Annotated in this window: 20 protein-coding genes and 1 pseudogene; 9 read left to right on the forward strand and 12 right to left on the reverse strand. The window is 64.8% G+C overall.

What is annotated here, in order from left to right:
* Positions 1–98: 98 nt before the first annotated feature.
* Entirely contained in the window at positions 99–1379 is a 1281-nt protein-coding gene (larC, locus tag HUTA_RS04425; RefSeq protein ID WP_015788663.1) for a nickel pincer cofactor biosynthesis protein LarC, read from the forward strand.
* Positions 1380–1383: 4 nt separating this feature from the next.
* Here the strand turns inward: larC and HUTA_RS04430 are convergent, their stop codons facing one another.
* Genes HUTA_RS04430 through HUTA_RS04440 form a run of 3 tightly spaced genes read right to left on the reverse strand, consistent with a single transcriptional unit; the run spans position 1384 to position 4533 of the window.
* Entirely contained in the window at positions 1384–2994 is a 1611-nt protein-coding gene (locus HUTA_RS04430) for a hypothetical protein (protein ID WP_049941188.1), read from the reverse strand.
* Positions 2991–3743, reverse strand: a complete 753-nt coding sequence (locus tag HUTA_RS04435) for an ABC transporter ATP-binding protein (RefSeq protein WP_015788665.1) — start codon at positions 3741–3743, stop codon at positions 2991–2993. The genes HUTA_RS04430 and HUTA_RS04435 overlap by 4 nt, the downstream gene beginning before the upstream one ends.
* A gap of 52 nt (positions 3744–3795) precedes the next feature.
* Positions 3796–4533 carry a hypothetical protein gene (locus HUTA_RS04440; RefSeq protein ID WP_015788666.1) on the reverse strand — a complete coding sequence of 246 codons (738 nt, stop codon included), beginning with the start codon at positions 4531–4533 and terminating at the stop codon, positions 3796–3798.
* 280 nt (positions 4534–4813) lie between these two features.
* On the opposite strand from HUTA_RS04440, the gene radB reads away from it, so the two are divergent.
* Together radB and HUTA_RS15515 are read left to right on the forward strand one after the other, a co-directional pair.
* The gene (gene radB, locus HUTA_RS04445; protein ID WP_015788667.1) at positions 4814–5497 is read left to right on the forward strand and encodes a DNA repair and recombination protein RadB; all 684 of its coding nucleotides are present in this window, start codon (positions 4814–4816) and stop codon (positions 5495–5497) included.
* Positions 5498–5739: 242 nt separating this feature from the next.
* Positions 5740–5901, forward strand: a complete 162-nt coding sequence (locus HUTA_RS15515) for a hypothetical protein (protein WP_015788668.1) — start codon at positions 5740–5742, stop codon at positions 5899–5901.
* Positions 5902–6027: 126 nt separating this feature from the next.
* Here HUTA_RS15515 and phoU read toward each other — a convergent pair whose 3' ends face one another.
* From phoU to HUTA_RS04470, 5 genes and pseudogenes are all read right to left on the reverse strand, one after another.
* Positions 6028–6708 carry a phosphate signaling complex protein PhoU gene (phoU, locus tag HUTA_RS04450; protein ID WP_015788669.1) on the reverse strand — a complete coding sequence of 227 codons (681 nt, stop codon included), beginning with the start codon at positions 6706–6708 and terminating at the stop codon, positions 6028–6030.
* 87 nt (positions 6709–6795) lie between these two features.
* The gene (gene pstB, locus HUTA_RS04455; RefSeq protein WP_015788670.1) at positions 6796–7713 is read right to left on the reverse strand and encodes a phosphate ABC transporter ATP-binding protein PstB; all 918 of its coding nucleotides are present in this window, start codon (positions 7711–7713) and stop codon (positions 6796–6798) included.
* Positions 7710–8504: pseudogene (pstA, locus tag HUTA_RS16150) on the reverse strand (phosphate ABC transporter permease PstA); the annotation flags it as partial. The pseudogene pstA and the gene pstB, both read right to left, overlap by 4 nt.
* 1658 nt (positions 8505–10162) lie before the next feature.
* Positions 10163–11236, reverse strand: coding sequence for a phosphate ABC transporter permease subunit PstC (pstC, locus tag HUTA_RS04465; protein WP_049941189.1), 1074 nt, complete (start codon positions 11234–11236; stop codon positions 10163–10165).
* Between the two features lie 62 nt (positions 11237–11298).
* Entirely contained in the window at positions 11299–12372 is a 1074-nt protein-coding gene (locus HUTA_RS04470) for a PstS family phosphate ABC transporter substrate-binding protein (RefSeq protein WP_015788673.1), read from the reverse strand.
* A 369-nt stretch (positions 12373–12741) separates the two neighbouring features.
* Between HUTA_RS04470 and HUTA_RS04475 the strand changes: the two genes are divergently transcribed.
* The 3 genes from HUTA_RS04475 (at position 12742) to HUTA_RS04485 (ending at position 15339) form a co-directional block, all read left to right on the forward strand.
* Complete coding sequence (locus HUTA_RS04475; RefSeq protein WP_015788674.1) at positions 12742–13746, forward strand: phosphate signaling complex PhoU family protein; 1005 nt, start codon at positions 12742–12744, stop codon at positions 13744–13746.
* Positions 13747–13823: 77 nt separating this feature from the next.
* Positions 13824–14495, forward strand: coding sequence for a helix-turn-helix domain-containing protein (locus HUTA_RS04480; RefSeq protein WP_049941190.1), 672 nt, complete (start codon positions 13824–13826; stop codon positions 14493–14495).
* 85 nt (positions 14496–14580) lie between these two features.
* Positions 14581–15339 carry an alpha/beta fold hydrolase gene (locus HUTA_RS04485; RefSeq protein WP_015788676.1) on the forward strand — a complete coding sequence of 253 codons (759 nt, stop codon included), beginning with the start codon at positions 14581–14583 and terminating at the stop codon, positions 15337–15339.
* Between the two features lie 126 nt (positions 15340–15465).
* Here the strand turns inward: HUTA_RS04485 and HUTA_RS04490 are convergent, their stop codons facing one another.
* Both HUTA_RS04490 and HUTA_RS04495 read right to left on the reverse strand, forming a co-directional pair.
* Positions 15466–15837 carry a 30S ribosomal protein S8e gene (locus HUTA_RS04490; protein ID WP_015788677.1) on the reverse strand — a complete coding sequence of 124 codons (372 nt, stop codon included), beginning with the start codon at positions 15835–15837 and terminating at the stop codon, positions 15466–15468.
* A 153-nt stretch (positions 15838–15990) separates the two neighbouring features.
* Positions 15991–16191 carry a ferredoxin gene (locus HUTA_RS04495; RefSeq protein WP_015788678.1) on the reverse strand — a complete coding sequence of 67 codons (201 nt, stop codon included), beginning with the start codon at positions 16189–16191 and terminating at the stop codon, positions 15991–15993.
* Between the two features lie 166 nt (positions 16192–16357).
* Between HUTA_RS04495 and HUTA_RS04500 the strand changes: the two genes are divergently transcribed.
* Together HUTA_RS04500 and HUTA_RS04505 are read left to right on the forward strand one after the other, a co-directional pair.
* Positions 16358–16798, forward strand: a complete 441-nt coding sequence (locus HUTA_RS04500) for a DUF2240 family protein (RefSeq protein ID WP_015788679.1) — start codon at positions 16358–16360, stop codon at positions 16796–16798.
* A complete protein-coding gene (locus tag HUTA_RS04505; protein WP_015788680.1) occupies positions 16798–17163 on the forward strand; it encodes a hypothetical protein in 366 nt (121 codons plus the stop codon). Before HUTA_RS04500 ends, HUTA_RS04505 begins: the two co-directional genes overlap by 1 nt.
* 139 nt (positions 17164–17302) lie before the next feature.
* Here the strand turns inward: HUTA_RS04505 and HUTA_RS04510 are convergent, their stop codons facing one another.
* On the reverse strand, positions 17303–18634 hold the full coding sequence (locus tag HUTA_RS04510) for a hemolysin family protein (protein WP_015788681.1): 1332 nt from the start codon (positions 18632–18634) through the stop codon (positions 17303–17305).
* A gap of 109 nt (positions 18635–18743) precedes the next feature.
* Positions 18744–19403, reverse strand: a complete 660-nt coding sequence (locus HUTA_RS04515) for an HAD family hydrolase (RefSeq protein ID WP_015788682.1) — start codon at positions 19401–19403, stop codon at positions 18744–18746.
* A 142-nt stretch (positions 19404–19545) separates the two neighbouring features.
* Between HUTA_RS04515 and pyrF the strand changes: the two genes are divergently transcribed.
* Positions 19546–20400 carry an orotidine-5'-phosphate decarboxylase gene (gene pyrF, locus HUTA_RS04520; protein ID WP_015788683.1) on the forward strand — a complete coding sequence of 285 codons (855 nt, stop codon included), beginning with the start codon at positions 19546–19548 and terminating at the stop codon, positions 20398–20400.
* Positions 20401–20442 lie beyond the last annotated feature (42 nt).

The following is a 20442-nucleotide window of genomic DNA, read 5'->3' on the forward strand; positions in this document are numbered from 1 at the left end:
GCGCTGGGGCCGGCGAAGACAAGTCAGTACCGGCGACCGCCAGGAGAGAGCGAGCGGAGACACCAGCGCTTTTTGTCGCGCGTCGCCTCCGCACGTGCATGGACACGCTCGCGTTCGACGGCCGGATGGGTGCCAGCGGCGACATGATCCTGGCGGCACTGCTGGATCTCGGCGCTGATCCCGACGTGCTCGCGCCCGTCGAGAATGCCCTCGGCGTCGAGTTCGACATCGACCGGACGACGACGGGCGGGATCGATGCCGCGAGCGTCGACGTGCGCTATGCAGCGGAGGCTGGCGACGGGACTCACGAACACGAGCATGGAGCGGAACACGACCACGACCACCATCACGATCACGCTACGCACGAGCACGAGTCCACGGTAGAGGGACACGGCCCGACGCGGCGCTACGACGAGGTCATCGAGGTCGTCGAGAGGATGGCCCTGCCGGACGCGGTCGAGGAACGGGCGCTGTCGATCTTCGCGCGCCTCGGGACCGCCGAGGCGGCCGTCCACGGCACCGACCTCCACGCGACGCATTTCCACGAGGTCGGGGCCGACGACGCCATCGCTGACGTCGTCGGGGCGAGCCTGTTGCTCGCAGATCTCGATCCAGACAAAGTCCTCACCACGCCGCTGTCGACCGGCGACGGGACAGTTTCGATGGCCCACGGAACGGCGACAGTCCCCGCACCGGCGGTCGTCGAGATCATTGCCGACGCCGACTATTCGATCCAGGGTGGCCCCATCAAGCGCGAACTCCTGACGCCGACGGGCGCGGCGATCCTCGCCGAAGTCGCTGACGGCGTCGAGACGCTCCCAACCATGGACGTGTGGGCGTCGGGCTACGGCGCGGGCGATCACGACACCGGCGACCGGGCGAACGCCCTCCGGGTGCTACTCGGCGAGACAGCGGGCGACCTCCGGCGGGAGTCGATCACGGTCCTCGAGACGAACGTCGACGACGTGAGTCCGGAGATGCTCGGTGGGCTCCAGGAAACATTGACCGAAGCAGGCGCCAGGGATGTCTCGATTCTCCCGGTGACAATGAAGAAATCCCGACCCGGCCATCTGATCAAGGTCGTGGTCAAGCCCGAGGACGCCGATCGCGTGGCCCGGCGACTGGCCGAGGAGACCGGGACGCTCGGCGTCCGTGAGCACGGGGCCGGGCATCGCTGGGTGGCCGAGCGCGAAACGCGGACGGTCGACATCGAACTCGACGCCGAGACCTACCCGGTCGACGTGAAGGTTGCCAGCGACCGCGAGGGGACATGGCTCGACGCGAGTGCGGAGTATGAAGATGCGCTGTCGGTGGCCAGGGAGACGGGGCGACCAGTCAGGGAAGTCATGAAACGAGCCGAGCAGGCAGTGGGTGAGTGACTATTCAGAGTAAGTCGGGGTCCGGAACGTAGCCGTCCAACTGTGTCACCGTATAGCGGAATCCGGCCCAGCCGAACAGCCAGGCGAGACCGACACTCCCGACAGCGGCCAGAACGAGGACGACGGGACCAGTGCCCACCGCCCAGGCGACAGTCACCGGCAGTGCCGCGATGCCGAGGCCCACCGCGAACAGGAGAAACGCGTAGGTACTCGGCTCGACCGTCTCCGAGCCCCCGGGCAGCGACTGTGTCTCGATCGACGGGAAGACGACGCCCCCGAACATCGCGATACCCGGGGCACCGAGTGCCATTCCACTGGCCACAAGTACGATGGAACCGATGGTCATCGGCGGGATTCCCAGGAGGAACCCGGAAAGGATCGTCCCGCCGACCGTCGCCGGAATCCCGACCACCCACCCGGCCACGGTGAGGCCAGCCAGGAACGACCGGGAGTCGACACCGCAGGTGAGCGTGATCGGGAGCAAGCCTTCCTCGCCGCCGATCGGGTTCAGGGCGAAGGCGGTTCCCGTCGCGACGACACCGGCCACGGCCATGCCGTGGGTCAGCCACGATGGGATCGAGCCGCTCTGGATGGCGAACTGGATGCCGAACATCGCCAGCACGAAGTACGGAACCAGGGCATACTGGACGATGAACGGCGAGCGACGGGCACGCAGGACGGACTTGCGGACGACTGCCCGTGTGGCCACCGGCAGGTGCGCGTCGGGCAGCCACCCGAGAAGGTCCGTCCCGGCGACAGTCACGCCGGATCGCTCCGCCGGGCGGACGCGCTCGCCGAACCAGACACGCCGTGACAGCGCGACCCCGGCTCTCGCACCGATCGGCACACCGAGCACGACGACGCCGACAGCCCCGAGTAGCTGGCCCGACGACGCGGAGACGTTCGGCGTCCCGGCGAGCGCGAGATCGCCGAGCCAGGCCGGCGGCAGCCCGAGCAGTGGGTCGACAATCGCCCGGGACAGCGCGTGGCCTTCCAGGAAGAACATGTAGCCGCCGAACGCCAGGAACGTCCCCACAACGCCGAGTTTTCCGCGGTGACGCGTGACGAACTGCGATCGCATCGAGACGCGTCTGGCCGCCATCCCGGCGGCGAAGCCGACGCTGATCACCACGGCGAGCACACCGAGGGCGACCGCAGCCAGGACCACCGCCGCCAGCGGGTCGCCCGTGCCGAGTCCGTACGCGAGGATGGTCACGCCGGCGGGAACTCCCAGGAACAGAAGGGCGCGGCCGAACTCCGCACCCATCACGCCGACCGCGACAGCCGCCGGTGAGGCCGCCGTCAGGACCGCCCCGGGCGCATCGAGGGACCCGGTCCGCTTGACCGTCCGCTGGGCGACGATGAACGTGCCGATGACCAGGACTGCCAGCGCGACCATCCGTGGCTGGGTCATCGTCGACAACCCCTCCTCGGCCACGAGCGATCCCAGGAAGAACGCCATCACGGCACCGATGAGCGCGTAGAACAGACCAACAACGATGCCGGCGATCATGTTGTTGCGGCTCGAGGTTCGGACCCGTCGCCACGTCCGTCGGATCTCAGTGTGGGCGACCAACCGGGCAGCACTCGGCCAGGGTGCTCGCTTTCGGGTCATTGTTCGCCAACAGTCCCGACACTGGCACGCGAACGGGTCACGTTCAGGAAGACATCCTCCAGGTCGGCGTCTTCACCGAGCCGGGATCCCAGGTCCTCGGGTGGCCCCTCGGCGACGAGCTGGCCGTCCTGCAAGACGCCGACTCGATCACCCAACTCCTCGACGACGGGCAGGATGTGCGTCGAGAGGAACACCGTGACCCCTCGCTCGGAGACATCGGCGATGGTGTCCTTGACGGTCCGGGCCGCCCGAGGGTCCAGCCCGGCGGTCGGCTCATCGAGGAACAGGACCTCGGGCTCGTGGACCATCGCGCCGATCAAGCCGAGTTTCTGTTTCATCCCCTTCGAGTAGCCTGCGACGGCACGGTTAGCCGCCTCAGCGAGCCCAAACCGCTCGAGGAGCGTCTCGATGCGATCGTCGGCCGCGACACCACGAAGCCCGGCGACGTACTGGAGGTTCTCCCGGCCAGTGAGTTCGGGATAGACTGGCGGCTCCTCGGGCAGATAGCCGATGCGTGGTGTGACCCGCTCGCGGCGCTGGATCGACTCACCGGCGACCGTCGCCGTTCCGGACGTCGGTTCCTGCAGCGTCGTCAACATCCGGATTGTGGAGGTCTTGCCAGCGCCGTTCGGGCCGAGGAAGCCGAACACCTCGCCGTGGGAGACCGTCAGGTCCAGATCCCGTACGGCGACTGCCGTGCCGTATTCCTTGCGGAGGGAGTCGGTTGCGATGGCGGGGGTATCGCTCATGTGGATGTGTCCAGACAGACCCCCAAAACGCGTTTCGGTATCGCTTGGTCCTTCAGGCGTCGTCCTCGCGATGCTCGGCGAGGGCCTCCTCGATGGTCAACTCGCCGGCGGCGACCCGGCGGGCCAGAGCCTCGTCGATGGCACGGTTCGTCTCGCTTTCCTCCCTGGAGCGTTCCTTGATTCGGTCGAGTTCCCCCGCAGTCGGGTCGATATCGATCGAATCGACCCGCTCGCCCTCGATTCGGGCGATATTGACGGCCGCGAGCACGTCGCCCATCCCCCTGGCACCGGTGCCGAGGTACGGCGTCGTCCCGGTCTCGTCGACCACTTCGACGGGGACGGCTTCGAGGTCGTCCACGATCCGCGAGCCGACGAGTCGCGCGCCGTCGCCGATCCGGACCAAGGGATCCGCGGCGTCTTCGACTTCCCGGCGGACCACGTCGCCGACCTGATCGGGCGGCACCTGGAAGGCCCCGATCACCACGTCGCCGGCGAGGACAGCGATCCCCGGTTTCTCGCCCGGATCGACGCCGACGACGATCCGTCCGGCTTCCCCGCGCATGATAGCCAGGAGATCCTCGACGGCGCGTCTGGGTTCGGCGGGGTCGGCCTCGACGACGGCGACGTCCCCCGGGACGTCGATTTCGTCCTCGGGACCCACGACGATCGCCTCGGTCCGGTCGGGGAGTTCGTCGGCGGGCTCGATCGTGGTGAACGTCACGCCGCGGTCGCGTAGCTCCGTGACCACGCCGTGATAGAGTTCGAAGTCCGCAGTGGCGACGACGATCACGGTCGTGCATCGCGTCGTGTGTACTTGTCACACTCGATACTCAGCGAGTTCCCGTTCTTCTTGATAGCAATTTTCATACACTCACAGGATCTCGTAGATATCGTGAAAATAGATGCCAAAGAATTGGCAGCCGCCTATCGGAACGTCGCCGAGAGACATATCGACGTAGCCGAAAAAGGAGAAGAAACATCGATGGAAGCCTGGGAGAAACTCAACGAACGAAACAGCAGTCGACCCTGATCCGCGGGGTTTTTGCACGGACCGCCAGTAGAACTGCGCAGTGAGCGACCCGATCTCGACCGGCTGTGACGCCGTCGACGACCTGCTCGGCGGGGGACTCGAACGTGGTGCCGTCACGCAGATCTACGGCCAGCCGGCGGCCGGGAAGACCAACCTCGCACTGGGGGCAGCCGTCGAAACGGCCGCGGCGGGGGAGTCAGCACTCTACCTCGACACCGAGGGCGTCTCGATCGACCGCTTGGAGCAACTCGCCGACGCCCGCGGCGACGTGTCGGAACTCGCTTCGCGGATCATCCTCACCGAGGCCCACACCTTCGAGGAACAACAGGAGGCAGTCCGCGACGCCGAGGAGTTCGCCAGTCAGGTCGATCTGATCGTGCTGGACAGCGCGACGGGATTCTACCGGCTGGAGCGCACTGAACAGGAAGACGGCGAGGCGCTGCGGGCGGTCGCCCGCCAGATCACACATTTGCTGGCCCTGGCCCGTAAGCACGATCTCGCCGTCGCCTTTACCAATCAGGTATTCAGCGATCCTGACGGCGATCGGGTCCGGCCCCTGGGCGGCCACACGCTCAATCACTGGTCGTCGCTCGTCCTCCGGCTGGATCGCTTCCGCGGCGGCAAGCGTCGCGCCACGCTGGAGAAACACCACGCGAAGGCGACCGGCGACACCGCCCGTTTCCAGATTACGGACGCCGGTATGTCTGGCGTCGAAGAGATCTGAACGGTGCCTTCCCCCCGGATTTTTCTGTGAACTGCCTGAGAACAGCGCATAGATCCCGACGAGGACGCCTACGGGCTAGCGATACGCGACTATCACGAGCGGGAGGCGGGGTTCGAAATCATCAAGCGCGACGACGGACGGATTCTCGCTCAGAGCCGCGATCCACACGACACCGACGAGCCGCCCATCGGGAGTACCACGCGTTCAACCGGGACCGCGGTCGGTTGCCCGGTGCGCTCAGGATGCGGACGCGCTACAAAACCTTCGCGACGGCGTGGTTCGACTACCTGCTCGTCTCGCCGACGGAGATGGACGACGTTCTCGAAGCGACTGTCTGGACGCGAACGGAGACGTGGCAAGGTGAAAGGGATCTGTATACCGCGATGCTAGAAAAGGAAAGATAGTGGACGAGCATACGCGGCGCGAAGCGCCGCGTTTCGCCGAGCGCCGACGGCGCTCGGCTGTTTTTGGCCGAGCTTTTTGCAAGTGGGGGTCGCCATAGGCGACCCCTCGCAGTAAAAAGGTCGTCTTCAGTAGATCAGGGCGTCGTCGTTGTCGACCATGTACAGCGTCCGGGCGGCGATGTTGACGGCGTGGTCACCGACGCGTTCGAGGTCCCGAACCGTGAGGAGGAGCCGTGAGACGTCACGCATGAGGGATTCGATCTCCTCGTCGGTGGTGTCCTCGTCGATCTCGCGTTCGATGAGGTTGCGCATGACCGTGTCGGAGGCGTCCTGACACATCGCGTCGACCTCGTCATCGCGGTCGCCGATCGCATAACAGAGTTCGCTGTCCTCGTCAGTGTAGGCCGCCATGGCCTGCTCGTTCATCTCGACGACGATCTCGCCGATCGCCTGGACGTCGACGTCCGGTCCGTGATCCTGTTCGGCATCGATGGCGTACTCGCCGAGGTTGACGGCGAGGTCGGCGATGCGTTCGAGGTCCGTGATGATCTTGAAGCTCGCAGCGATGAAGCGAAGGTCGCCGGCAACCGGCTGCTGGAGCGCGAGCAGGTTGACGCACTCGCGTTCGAGATCGAGATAGAGCTGGTTGATCTCGTCATCGCCGTGGATGACTTCTTCGGCGAGTTCGTCGTCTTTCTTCTCCAAGGCGTCCAGTCCCGTCTGGAGACGGTCGAAGACGATCTCGCTCATGTAGAGGACGTCCTCCTGGAGTTCGTCGAGTTTCTCCTGATATCCTTTACGTGGCATGGTTGGTCCTGGGTGGCTCGATCCTATATATGTTGGTCATGTTCGAACGATCCGCGGCACGGCCACGAGATCCGATGGATCCCCGTGTCATCCGAACTTGCCGGTGATGTAGTCCTCGACGCGCTGGCTCTCCGGGTTCTCGAAGATCTTCTCGGTGTCGTCGTATTCGACGAGTTCCCCGCCGGTGAGGAAGACGGCCGTCTGGTCGGAGATTCGCGCCGCCTGCTGCATGTTGTGGGTGACCACCACAACAGTGTACTCCTCGGCGAGTTCCTCGATCAGATCCTCGATCTTCGAGGTGGCGATCGGGTCCAGGGCGGACGCGGGTTCGTCCATCAGGAGGACCTCGGGGTCGGTCGCCAGCGCCCGGGCGATACACAGCCGCTGTTGTTGGCCGCCGGAGAGCCCCAGCGCGTTGTCGCCCAGGCGGTCGTTGACCTCGTCCCAGATCGCAGCCTTGCGAAGCGAGGTCTCGACAAGGTCGTCTTCTTTCTCTTTCTCGTCACGGCCGAGCAGGCGTGCGACCAGCCCGCGGTTGATCTCGCCGTGTTTGCGTGGCCCGTAGGCGATGTTGTCACGGATGGATTTGGGGAACGGGTTGGGCTCCTGGAACACCATCCCGACGCGCTTGCGCAGTTCCACCAGGTTCGTTCCGGGCTGGTAGATGTCCTGGCCGTCGAACGCGACGGTCCCCTCGATGCGAGCGGCATCGATCCGGTCGTTCATCCGGTTGAGACACCGGAGAAACGTCGACTTCCCACAGCCCGAGGGACCGATCAGTGCGGTGACGCTCTTTTCCGGGATATCCATCGAGATGTCCTTCAGCGCGTGATCGTCGCCGTAGTAGACGTCGAGGTTCTCGACGGACATGATCGGCTCGCCGCCGACGTCGTAGTCCGTCCAGGCGTCCCTGGTTTCCTCGACGCTCTCGCCGCTGGTCGTGACCGTGCCGGCTGTGGTCTGGTCTGACGTCGATGCATCGGTTGTGGTGTCGGTTTCGCTCATTGGTTGAGTTTCCTCCTGAAGTAACGCCGGGAGGCGATCCCGACGGCGTAAAACGAGAGGACGACAGCGAGCAGGACGAGGGCCGTCCCGTAGCCGAACAGCAGATCTTCGCCCACACCGGCCGTGATGATGGCGTACAGCTGGTAGGGGAGAGCGCTGGCCGCGTCAAGCAGTGCCGGGTTCTGGACGGAGACGAACGGTGGCGTCAGGCCGGTCGAGACCTCGAAGCTCCCGAGGACGTCGGGACTACTGCCGGGGAAGTTCGCCCCACCGGTAACCAGCAGCAACGGGGCGGTTTCGCCGGCTATCCGCCCGATCCCGAGGATGACGCCCGTGATCACGCCCGGCATCGCCGCGGGGATGACCACGCTCCGGATCGTCTCCCACTTGGAGACACCGAGTGCCGCACTGGCGTCGCGGTACTCGTCGGGGACGCTCTTTAGCGCCTCCCGGCTGGTGATCAACACCAGCGGCAGCAGCATGAACCCGAGCACGAGCTGGCCGGCGAAGATCGACTTCGAGTTGCCGAACCGCGGGATCAGAAACGCCAGCCCGAACAGCCCGAAGACGATGCTGGGTGTGCTCCAGAGGCCGTTGGTCGCAATCTCGACGATGCGGGTGACGACGGTCCCCTCGGCGTATTCGGTCAGGTAGACCGCCGCGCCCAGCGCCAGCGGAACCGCCATCACGACGGCGCCGGCGACCAGCCAGACGGTGCCGACGATGGCCGGCATGACGCCCGGCTGGATCCCCAGTCCTTGCGAGGGATTCATGATGAACGGCCAGTCGAGGGCGCCGAACGGCGAGATGACGAGCAGGTCGAAAAAGACCAGTTCGTTGAACGTGAGAACGGCGTGGCCGACAAGGGCGACCAGGGAACCGGTCAGGCCGACGAGCGCGAGGTGAGTCTGTGCGAGCGAATCGTCTCGTGTCTCGGGATCGCCCTCCCCGCGGACGTGGACGACACCGATCACGGCCGCGTAGATCCCGAAGCAGAGCCCAACGAGCTGGGCGGCGACCGACACGGTGACGACGCCTGCAAGCGGTCCGAGTCGCGGACTGCCGACGGCGACGATACCGCTTGCCACTTCGAACCAGACTGCGAGCGCGAGGTAGCCAAGGCCACCAGTGACGGCGAGTTTGAGTTCTTCGGTCGGTGCGACGGTCGCGGAACGGACGGCGTCACCGGCACGGAGACGACTGAGCAACAGGACGACTGGATACGCGACCAGCGCGACGGCGACGGCGCCGGCGAGGGTCGTCCCGACGAAGGCGAGCACGGTGTCGGCCACGTCCGAGACGAGCGCGAACCCGCCGACGCCAGCCAGCACGAGCCAGCCGATCAACAGTCCAGCCCGGACCGTCTCCGGAACGGTATCGCGTGCGTGCAACACGTCGATCCCGTCGTACTGGCGGCGGGCGAGCGCGAACAGGAGGACGACCGACAGCATTGCGAACCCAGTGCCGACCCGGGGAGACGGCGAGACGGTGACGCCGCCGGCCGAGACCGACTGCCGGGTCGCGAGAACGACCGCGAAGAGGACGCCAAGGGCTCCGACGACCGTCAGGATACCGGCTCTGACGATCGCGCCCACGATCCCGAGCACCGATCCACGGTCGACATCGAACGTCCAGGCGTCCCGCATAACGAGGGCCGGGAATAGCGTTCCCGAGAGGAGCAGTCCCGTCGCGGCACCGATCGAGAGGTTCTCGACGACGATCCCGAGTCCGCGGGACGTGATGAACGTGATCAGTCCGACCAGCACGCCGAGGACGGCTACGACGACCAGCGAGATCAGCAGGTACGCCCCGGTCTGGCGGCCGCGCGTGCCGAACCCGCTGTAGGCTTTGCCGGCCGTCCAGCCACCGACCAGCGCAAGCACGAACGCCAACGACGGGACGACGATGCTTGACGGGAACGTCGCGGAGATGTCCGGCGGCGACCAGGTCCAGGCCGGTCCCAAGAGACCGAGCACGACCGCAGCGCCCGCCACCGTGAGCAACAGGCCGACCGGCACCGTCGTGGCAAGATCCTCGCGCGTGAGGACCGAGAAGCCGACGACCGCGAGGCCGACGATCGGCGCCACCGCGAACCAGCCCAGCGTCCCGAGCCCGAGTGTGTTTGCAGCGATCAGGCCGGCCGCGACTGCCCACATACTGCCGAAGATGAGTCCCGTCACGAGGCCACCGGCGCGGCTGGGGGACGTTTGGACCCACTCCCGCCAGGAGACGACGCCGAGTCCGAGCGTGGCCAGCCCCAGCGCGAGGAGTCCGACGCCGAACCACCGGAACAGCGCCAGCCCGGCCACCGTCGCGTCGACGGGTTGGCTGGCGAACAGCGCGTAGACGGCCGACAGAAGAACGGCCAGCGCCACGCCGACGGTTCCCACGGCGAACCGTTCGTAGGGCGAGGAACCCTCGGCGACCAGCGTTCGATCGTAGGCTTCGCTCATCGGTCACCTCCGAGTTTGCGTTGCATGCGTTTCTCGATGTACTGCGAGGCGATCGAGAGCGTCGTCACGATGACGAACAGGACGACGCCGGCGGCGAACAGCGCACTGAGGTAGTACTCCGTGCCGACCGCGGGCCCGAAGTTGCCGGCGATCAGCGTCGTCAGCGTCTCGCCGCTGTCGAAGACGTCGAACGCCGGCTGTGGCAGTTCCTGGACGTGGGCGATCATCACCGTCGCGGCCATGGTCTCGCCGATGGCGCGCCCGATCCCGAGCAGGACGGCCGCCGAGATGCCGGAAAACGCCGCGGGGACAGTGACGCTCTTCATCGTCTGCCAGTCCGTCGCACCCATCGCGAGCGAACCGCTCTTCATCGCCTCCGGCACCGTCGAGATCGCGTCTTCGGCGACCGAGACGACGGTCGGAAGCGCCATCAACCCGATGACGACGCCGATCGGGAGCAGCGCACCGAAGCCCGTCGAGAGCTCGGTGCTCACGTAGGGGTTGATGATCGTGAAGCCGATGAAGCCGTAGACGATTGAGGGGATCCCGGCCAGGATCTCGACGCCGGGCTTGACGACCTCACGCACCTGCTCGGGCGCGATCTCGCTGATGAACAGTGCACCGGCGACCCCCAGCGGACCGGCGACGAGCGTCGCGACGACGGTCGTGATCGCCGTCCCCCAGATCATCGGGACCAGCGAGAACGTGTTCGTACTGGGATTCCAGAGGTCGCCGTCCAGCGGGAGCAGGATGTCGATGCCCATCAACTGGAACGCGGGGATCGCTTCCAGAAAAAGGAAAATCGCAATGAGAGCCAGCGTGACGACCGTCGTGATCGTCATCAGAAACGTGAGAACGCGGGCCGCGACGGCCTGGCGTGTCCCCCACGCGACCCCACTCACCAGCAGAAAGGCCAGCAAAAGCGGCATCGTCCACGGCGACTGGAAGAAGAAGGCCGCTGCCGCCCCGACGAGCAACAGCGACTGGATCACGATAAGGAGGAGACCGAACGGATCGGCCTCCTCGAATACGGTCGGCGTCAGCCGCTGGCTCATCGGTTGTGTCGACATGTTCCCCCCGAATTAGCGACGTACCTACCTGCGCGTTTGAGTGCACTCGTGTTCATTGGTGATCAGGGCGATGGGAGCTTCTCGCGTTGGTTCTGCTGGCGATCGGCCGGGAGCTTGAAGTAGTTGTTCGATGCGACGCAGATCTCCTGTCCGAAGTCCGAGAGGATCAGGTCGAGGAAGGCTGCCTCCTTTCTCGACGTGTTCTTCCAGGTGTACATGTGAAGATCCCGGGAGAGGGGGTACTCCCTGGCGCCGAGGTTCTTCCCGTACTCGTAGACCGTCCCGTCGACTTCCAGCGATATCGGTCGGACGGGACCGTTCTCGGAGACGAACTTCAGCGCCAGGTACGCAATCGCGTTGTCGGACTGTTCGACCAGCTGTGACACCTGCTGGTTCTGTCCCTTCCGGACGTCCGGACTGATCGACGCGTCAGGGTCGCCGTAGAGATTCGCCCTGAAGGCAGTGTCCGTCCCCGACCCCTCCGCGCGACCGATGACGCGGATGGTCTTGTCCGGGCCACCGATCGCCGACCAGTTGGTGATCTCCTTGCGATAGATCTGTTTGAGTTCCGTGGCAGTGACGCCGGTGACGCCCGCCTCGAAGATCTCTTCGCTGACGACGATCGGCTGGCCGTCGACGCCCACGACGTGGTCGACGAAACTGTCGAGCACCTCCTGGCTCGCGTCCGGCAGTTCGTCGGTGACCGGCGCGCTGGAGTTGCCCATGTCCACGCGGCCTTCGCTGACGGCTTTGACGCCGGTTCCCGAGTGACTCAATGCGATGTTGGCCCGGAAGGGGGGCGTCGATCGGACGGCAGTCGGTTCGAACCCGTACTTGCTCGCGAAGTGATCCGCGAGGTTCTGGGTCGTGTCGATGTCGAACTCGCCGTGTGGCCAGTACTCCGTGTCACTCGAAGGTGGGTTGCCGTTCCACCGCTGGGAGGCAGTGTTGGCGATCGGGTACACCGTCGACGAACCGTCAGCGGTCAACGTCGACTGCCCGCCAGCCCCGCCATCAGCCCGTGCTGGCTGGAGTGCTCGCTGACTCGCACACCCGGCGAGTCCTGCGATTCCGACTGTCCCGGCACCGAGGAGAAAGTCCCGCCGTGAAACGTCACGCACGGTTTTGCGTGCCATTGTTCGACCAAGTCGCCGAGACGAATAAGTACCCTACTATTAGCAGTATATAGACTATATAGCCATATTTACTCGGGCACGAAACGCGGCTCCGGCAACCGAATGAAACCACGTAACCGCCTGACAGAGTGGCATGATCTGGGTTGCCTAGGTCATGATAACCTGTAGGACCGACAGAAGGAAAGCGTTCATCAGGCTCTTCGATCCTGGCGAGAAGAAAGAGGAGAGGACGGTGCGTACACGAGGTGTATCAAAATCCGGTCGCACACAGTCCGAGACGCAGGATGTTCCACCCGGCAGGACCGGCCGTTGCGGATATTATATATAGATTCGAAAGCGTTTATTGTGATACGGTCAAAATACGATAGCATGGAGACCCGCAAGGTTCAGGTCACCGGTGGCTCGACGTATACGGTCTCATTACCGAAAGAGTGGGCGACGGAAAACGACGTCAGCGCGGGCAGCGTCGTGGAGTTCCACTCCGAGGAGGACATGTTGTTGCTCTCCCCGCAGGACGATCGCGAGCGGGCGGAGGGGAGCCTCGACGTGAGCGGGCTGACCGAGGAGACGGAGTTGACCCGCGCCGTGATGACGATGTACGTCAGCGGGTTCGACATCATCCGCCTGGAGGCCCCCCGGATCAGCGCGACCCAGCGCCGGTACATCAGAAACGCCACCCAGGGACTCGTGGGCCTGGAAGTCATCGAGGAGACCGGCGACCGGGTCGTGCTCCAGGATCTGCTCGACTCCTCTGAGCTGTCGGTCAACAACGCGATCACCCGGATGCGGCTGGTCTCGCTGACGATGACGGCCGACGCGGTGACGGCCCTGATCGAGGACGACGACGAACTCGCCGCCGACGTCATGGAACGGGACGACGACGTCGACCGGCTATGGTATATGGTCTCACGGGTGTTCCGAACCGTGTTGCGAAATCCGACAGCGGCCAACGATATGGGCTTCCCCCGGGAGACCGTCTTCGATTATCAGTCCGGCGCACGCCAACTCGAACGTATCGCCGACCACGCCAACAAGATCGCCGACATCGCCACCGACATCGAGGCAGTCCCCGAGGAGGAGGCTGACGCGCTCGACGAACTCCGGGAGATCGCCATCTCCGTGCCCGAGACGGCGATGGACGCCCTGCTGGCCGACGATCCTGACGAGGCGGTCTCGCTGGCCAACGAGGCACGGGGGCGTATCCCCGAAGTCGACGAGAAAGCCCGAGAGGTCGACAGTCTGATCCGGCAGTTCGACGACCCCCAGCGCGCCCACCGACTCGGCCTGGTGGTCGACTCGTTGAGTCGAACCGCCGACTATGGAAGCAACATCGCCGAAAGTGCGCTGCAGAAGGCGGTTCCGCGACCGGCCTAACAAGCGGCGACTGTGGCCTCTCGAGAGTCTCCGGTTCGTTGCAACACCCATTAGTGCCACCTGACCCTGTCATGTTCATGGCGTTGCGTGCGACCTACGAGATCACGTGCGAGCACCTGCCGTTCGTCTCGGTCGCGGCCAGCGTGCCCGAGGCAACTCTGTCTGTGCAACTCGTCCCCAGCCAGGACGAGTACACATCGTTCGTCGTCACGGTCACCGAGGGACCGGTGTCAGCCCTCAAAGACGCGTTCGAAGACGCACCGTTCGTGGCCGGGTACACCCGTCTCAACAAGTCCGCTGATCCACCGCGATACAAAGTGTTGCCGGATCTCAGCATGAGCGACCAGTTCCCCGCGGACTTCGACGTGGGTGGGCTGAAAGCCCTGGCCGACACCGATTCTCTTGTCGATGAGATCCAGGCGACAACAACCGGCTGGATACAGTCCGGTCAGTTCGCCGACCGGGAAACACTCGCTGAGTTTCAAATGTTCTGGGAGCGCCACGGTGGCTTCGATCTCCGCCGGATCGAATCCACTTCACGCCCTCAGGCGGGAGCTGACGGGCTAACCGATCGCCAACGCGAGGCGCTCCTCGCGGCCGCTGAAATGGGCTATTTCGACGTGCCAAGGGACGCATCGCTGGCTGATGTTGCAGCCGACCTCGATATCAGCGCGTCTTCGCTCTCCGAACGGCTCCGACGAGGCCAACTCGCACTGATCGAGACGCACCTCGACAGGTCGGAAACTTGACTTCCGCAAATTTTCCTGCCCCCATATGAACGGCCGTACGACTGAGAGTTAGTGTTAGCTTCGCCCATCCCCGAGCGATCGACCCATGCAAACTGTCACGTCCGCAGACGGCACACGTATCGCATACGACCGACACGGCGAGGGATCGCCGCTCATCCTCTTACACGGCACCAGCGCCGACCGTCACAGTTTCCGACCGCTGATCCCCCGTCTCGCCGACGAACACACGCTCATCGTCCCGGATCGCCGAGGGCGAGGCGATAGCGAAGACGGGTCGGCGTACAGTCTCGACCGCGAGGTCGAAGATCTGCGCGCACTCGTCGGGGCAGTCGACGGCACACCCTCGGTTTTCGGTCACTCCTTCGGGGGGCTCGTGACGCTGGCGGCTGCGCCGGATCTCGCAATCGAGCGACTCGTCCTCTACGAACCGGCCGTACTGGTCGGTGACCATCAAAACACCGACCTGGCAGACCGCTTGGAGGAACGTTTCGATGCTGGCGACCGTCGGGACGTGCTCCGACTGTTCATCGAAGAAGCTGGCGGGGTTCCCGACGCGACCGCGCTGCCGTGGTGGCCCGAGGATGCCCCGTTCGATCGGGCAGAGACCATCGTCCGGGAGAGTCGCGCTGTCGAGGACTACCGACTCCCTGTCGATCCCTCGATCGACGGACCGGCACTCCTGCTGACGGGGGAGCGCGGGCCAGAGCCGCTCAGGGATGCGATAGTCACTGTCGAAGATCGACTGCCGGATGCTCAGCTAACGGAGTTCGAGGGCGTCGGTCACATGGGTCCCGAATCGGCAGCCCACCGGGTCGGCGACACCGTCACTTCCTTCCTCGGATAGGCGACGTTACTGTCGACGTGTCCGTGTCCTCTCTGAATCAGTACCGCCAGTGAGGTGTGAGGGAGGGCTGTCCGAATCAGCAGAGCTGTCGACAGCAATAGGTCGACTCGAAAATGCGAGACTGCGTTATTCGAGCACTTCGGCGTTGACCTGGCCGTCCTGACCGGGTCGGGAGGTGACGCGAGCCTCGCCCTCGCTGGTGGCGACCACTGCGCCCTTCGTGATGATGTTCCGCCGGACGTAGTTGGGATTGGCGGGGTTCTCGACGACGTTCTCTATCTCGGCAGCGACGGTGCCGTCGTCGGTCGCCACACTGGCGACGTCGGTCACGATGGCGCGGATCTTCTCGGTCCCACCGCGGGCATCGACGAACTTGAGTTTCTGCTCGCCGACTTCCGTCTCGGTCGGTTCGTCGCCGAGTTCGTGGCGGCGCTTGTTCCGTGCGTGACGTCGTCGACCTCCAGTACGTTTTCGCGTCGAACGGCCCTGGAATTTCATGTCGAAGTAAAGTATCAGCGCGCACTTGAACCTCTCGAATCACAGCCGCCGGTTCACTCGCGACGGAAATGTGGTGTCTCGGCAAGACGGGACATCTGCACGGACCAGCGACTCGCCGATCGACCGACCGAAAACGACGGGGTACAGCGACCCTTATTCCTCGACGATGATCGCGTCGACGGGACAGGCGTCCGCAGCCTCTCTGGCGGCCGCGACCATATCGCCGTCGACCTCTTCTTGCCCGTCGACGACGTACGCGAGCCCGTCGTCACGCATTTCGAAGATTTCCGGTTCCATTGCTGCACAGATCTCGTCGCCGACACATAGGTCCTGATCGACTTCCACTGTAGCCATTATTGTTACCTCCGGTGGAATTTGCCGATTCAGACTCATAAAGCACACTGGTATTCTCTGCGCTCTGGAATCCTCACGGAGAATCGTGGGAGTCCACGCCGGACCGTTCCCCGGCGGCAAGATGTGATCGCCAGCTTTAGGCGTATCTGTGGTCCACGTCCGGACGATGAGTCTCCGGACGGCCGTGGCCGCCCCGTTCGTGCAGGCCGGAAGCGACCAGCTTCCGCGGAGTGACTTCGTGGTCGACCTCAGCCTCGACCGTGACTGGTTCTCCCCGGAGCAGGCCAAGCGCCTGATCGACGTCGCCGAAGGCGAAGGATTACTGACAGCGAGCGACGGGACCCTGAAGCTCACCTTCGAATCGGCGTCGGTGACCATCCCCGATGGATACCAACCCGACGAGTCGATCCTGCGCAAACGCTCGACGTTCGAGCGCGTCCTCGATACGGTCGTGGCCGAGGGGACGGACAAACAGCAGGCCGTCGCGGCGATCAACGGCCTCCAGTCCGATCTCGGCGTCACCCTGGAGACGGCGGCGATCCTCTACGCGCGCCGGCAGGGCATCGACGTCGACGAGGCGATCGACCGCACGCTGGAGGCACTCTGATGGTCGACGATTGCGTCACCGACGGCGAGCGCATCGCGACGCTCCTGCGGGCGGAGATCGACGGCCGCGAGACGGCCGGGCTGGATCGGCTCTCTGTCGTGGAAGGCGAGGACCGAGAGCCGTCCGCTCCGGATGGCGGCCCGGCAGTCGTCGACGACGATGGTCGCGTCCTCGCCACACTGGAGCCGACGTCGGACGGGCTTGTCCTCGGCGTGCGGGCCGGCGAATCGACTGTGCAAGCCCACGCGGACGATGAATTTTTGAGAGTGGACGTAACTGACGAGCAAGTGCAGGTCACCGTCCCGACCGCCGCCGCGGTCAAACGGGCCGTCGATCTGCTCGTCAGCGTCGCCACTGAGAGGTGAGCCTGTCCAGCGTGTCATCGAATCGGTCACCGCCAGTCGGGCGAGACGCGAACCTTCGGCGGACTCACGGATCCGCATTCGTGCGCATCCGGTTCCGGTCGAAGGTGTTCGGACCTCCGGCCAGCCAGGGGATGTCCGATCAGTCTACTGCTGAGTCGCCCTCTTGACGTTCCTGGACCCGGATCGTCGAAATTCGGGACCCCTCGACGCTCGTCACCGTGACGACGTACCCGGCGACCGCAACGCGATCGCCACGTTCCGGCGCACGGTTGAGTTGCTCGAGTACCAGCCCACCGATCGTTTCGACCTCGTCACTCGTGAACTCCCCCTCGATCATGTCGTTGATTTTTGACAACGGGACGCCCCCATCAATGTCGTATCCCCCATCATCACGCGGGCGAATCGAGGGTTCGCGCTCGTCCATATCAAACTCATCCCGGAGGTCCCCGACGAGTGCCTCGACGACGTCTTCAACCGTTGCGATCCCCTCAAACGCCCCCCACTCGTCGATAACTGCAACCATTTGCTGTTGGTCTTCCCTGAACTGTCTCAGGAGATCGCTGAGTGCCATCGTCTCGGGGGCGATCGCGATCTCGCGGGCGATGTCGCCGACTGACTCGGCGTCCCCACCCTCCACCTCCGCTCGTAACACGTCCTTGACGTCCACGAATCCGATCACTTGATCGCCGTCCTCGGCGGCAAGCACTGGATAGCGGGTATGACCAGCCTCGAGGACGATCGACTGGAGGTCCGAGAGCGCGGCATCCGCCCGAACGCTCACCACGTCAGGCCGTGGAACCATGACCTCCCGCACCACGATGTCGTCGAGATCGAAGACCCGCTCGATCATCGTCACTTCTGCCAGGTCGATGTCCCCCACCTCACCCGATCGTGTGAGTACCCGGAGGAGCTCTCGCTCACCGAGTGTCTCATCCGTCTCGGAAGCGGGCGGCACACCGAGCGACCGCGTGAACGCGTTAGCCGCCCCGTTAAAGACGACAATACCCGGATAGAGTATGAAATAAAAGAACTTCATCGGCGGGGCGAGAAACAGCGAGAGTCGCTCGGTCTGGGCGATTGCGATCGTCTTCGGCGCGAGTTCACCGAAGACGACGTGGAGGAACGTGATGATACTAAATCCGATTGCGAACGCCACGAGATGGATGAGACTCGCCGGGAGAACCGATTCCAGTATTGGCTCGATGAGCGCCGCCACGGCGGGTTCGCCGACCCACCCCAATCCGAGCGAGGCGATGGTGATGCCGAGTTGCGTCGTGGCGAGGTAGTTATCGAGATTCGTCATCACTTCTTGCAGCGTCGCCGAGCCGGGCCGCCCTTCCTCGGCGAGCTGGTCGACCGACGTCCCCCGAACCCGAACGAAGGCGAACTCCGCAGCGACGAAGAAGCCGTTTAAAACCACCAGAATCAGCGCCAAGACAAGTTGTGCTGCCGAGAGCGCGACGTTTACCATCGGTGCCACCAGCAAGGACTACCGCTCGATTGTAACAAGCGCATATCTATGCATCTCGTTCCATATACAAAAATCATCGAACGGATTCACGGGCCACGTCGCCGCCCGCTCACAGGCCGGCGAGAACGTCGAGCAAATCCGTCCGAAGCTTGTCCCGATCGACCGCGGCGTCGGCCCGCGGGTGCAACTCGGGACCACCGGGATAGAGTACCTGTACCGCGGCCAGGCCGGCGTCTTTGGCTCCCGCGACGTCGACCTCCGGCTTGTCGCCGACGTACACCGCCTCGGACGGGCGGACAGACATCTCCCCGAGGATCGCCTCGAACGCGATCGGATCGGGTTTGCGCGTCTCCAGCGCGCCGGTCACGACACTGGCGTCGAGATAGTCATCCCACCCGAGCACGTCGAGTTTGCTCCGCTGGGCGCGAACCGGCCCATCGGTCAACACGCCGACGCGGTAGCCCGCGCCGTTGGTGAGATGGGCGAGCAGGTCACTCGCGCCATCGACCGGAACGAGCGCGTCGTTGACCGCCTCGCGGTAGGTGTCGGCTACGGCGTCGGGATCGACCGTCTCGTCGTCGATGACGGCCTCGAAAATAGGGGCCCGCGTTTCGCTCGTGACTGCCTCGTGGTGGGTATCCTGATAGGTCGTGTACTCGATCGGGTCGCCGCCGGCGACGGCGGTCGCCTCCTCGATCAGCGTCCCCCGATCGCGCGTGGTCACGGCCAGCGTCTCATCTAGGTCGAAGACCACCGCGTTGACGGTCATCGAGAGAGGATACAGCGGAGGCACAATTGAGTGTTGTGTTCGACGCAACGTCTGGGTCGCGTTCACAGACCGAGCACGAGAGGAGCGAGGAAGTCGTCGCCCACATGGAAATACTTGAGTCGAGGGGATCCGGAGGGAAGATATGACCTTCTTCGAGCGACTGGCCGGCCGGATCGACGCGGTCGACAGCGTCGTCTCGGTGGGCTTAGATCCCGATCCCGACCGCCTCCCCGACCACCTCGCCGACCGGGAGTTGCCGCGGTGGGCGTTCAACCGCCGGATCATCGACGCGACCCACGAGCACGCCGCCGCCTACAAACCCAACGCCGCGTTCTACGAGGACCCCGACGGCTGGCGCGCGCTGGCCGAAACCATCGCCTACGCCCACGGCAAGGACGTGCCAGTCCTGCTCGATGCAAAGCGGGGCGACATCGGCAACACGGCCCGCCAATACGCCGAAGTGCTCGACGGGGACGGTCTCGACGCCGACGCGATCACCGTCAACCCCTACATGGGCCGGGATTCCCTGGAGCCGTTTCTCGCTCGCGAGGAGACCGGCGTCTTCGTCCTCTGTCGGACCTCGAACCCGGGCGGGGCGGACCTCCAGGGCCTCGAACTCCAAGACGGTGAGGCGCTCTACGAACGCGTCGCGGCGCTCGCCGACCTGTGGAACCGCAACGACAACGTCGGCCTGGTCGTCGGCGCGACGGCCCCGGAGGAACTCGAATCGCTACGCGAGCAGGTTCCGGACCTCCCCTTCCTCGTGCCGGGCGTCGGCGCGCAGGGTGGGGACGCCGAGGCTGCCGTCGAGCACGGGCTGGCGGACGTGCCGGGTGTCGACCCACAAGTCGGCCTCGTGAACTCCTCACGGGGGATCATCTTCGCCGGCGAGGAGGCGGGTGGCCCGGGCGACGCCGATCCGGATGCCTACTATCGGGCAGCCGGCGAGTCGGCGAAGCGGCTCAAACGGAGACTGAACCGTCATCGAGACGGATAAAATCTTACGGCGAGTTGGTGACAGCGTAATCTGGGCCGCCTT

The sequence above is a fragment of the Halorhabdus utahensis DSM 12940 genome (assembly GCF_000023945.1).
Lineage (GTDB): Archaea > Halobacteriota > Halobacteria > Halobacteriales > Haloarculaceae > Halorhabdus > Halorhabdus utahensis.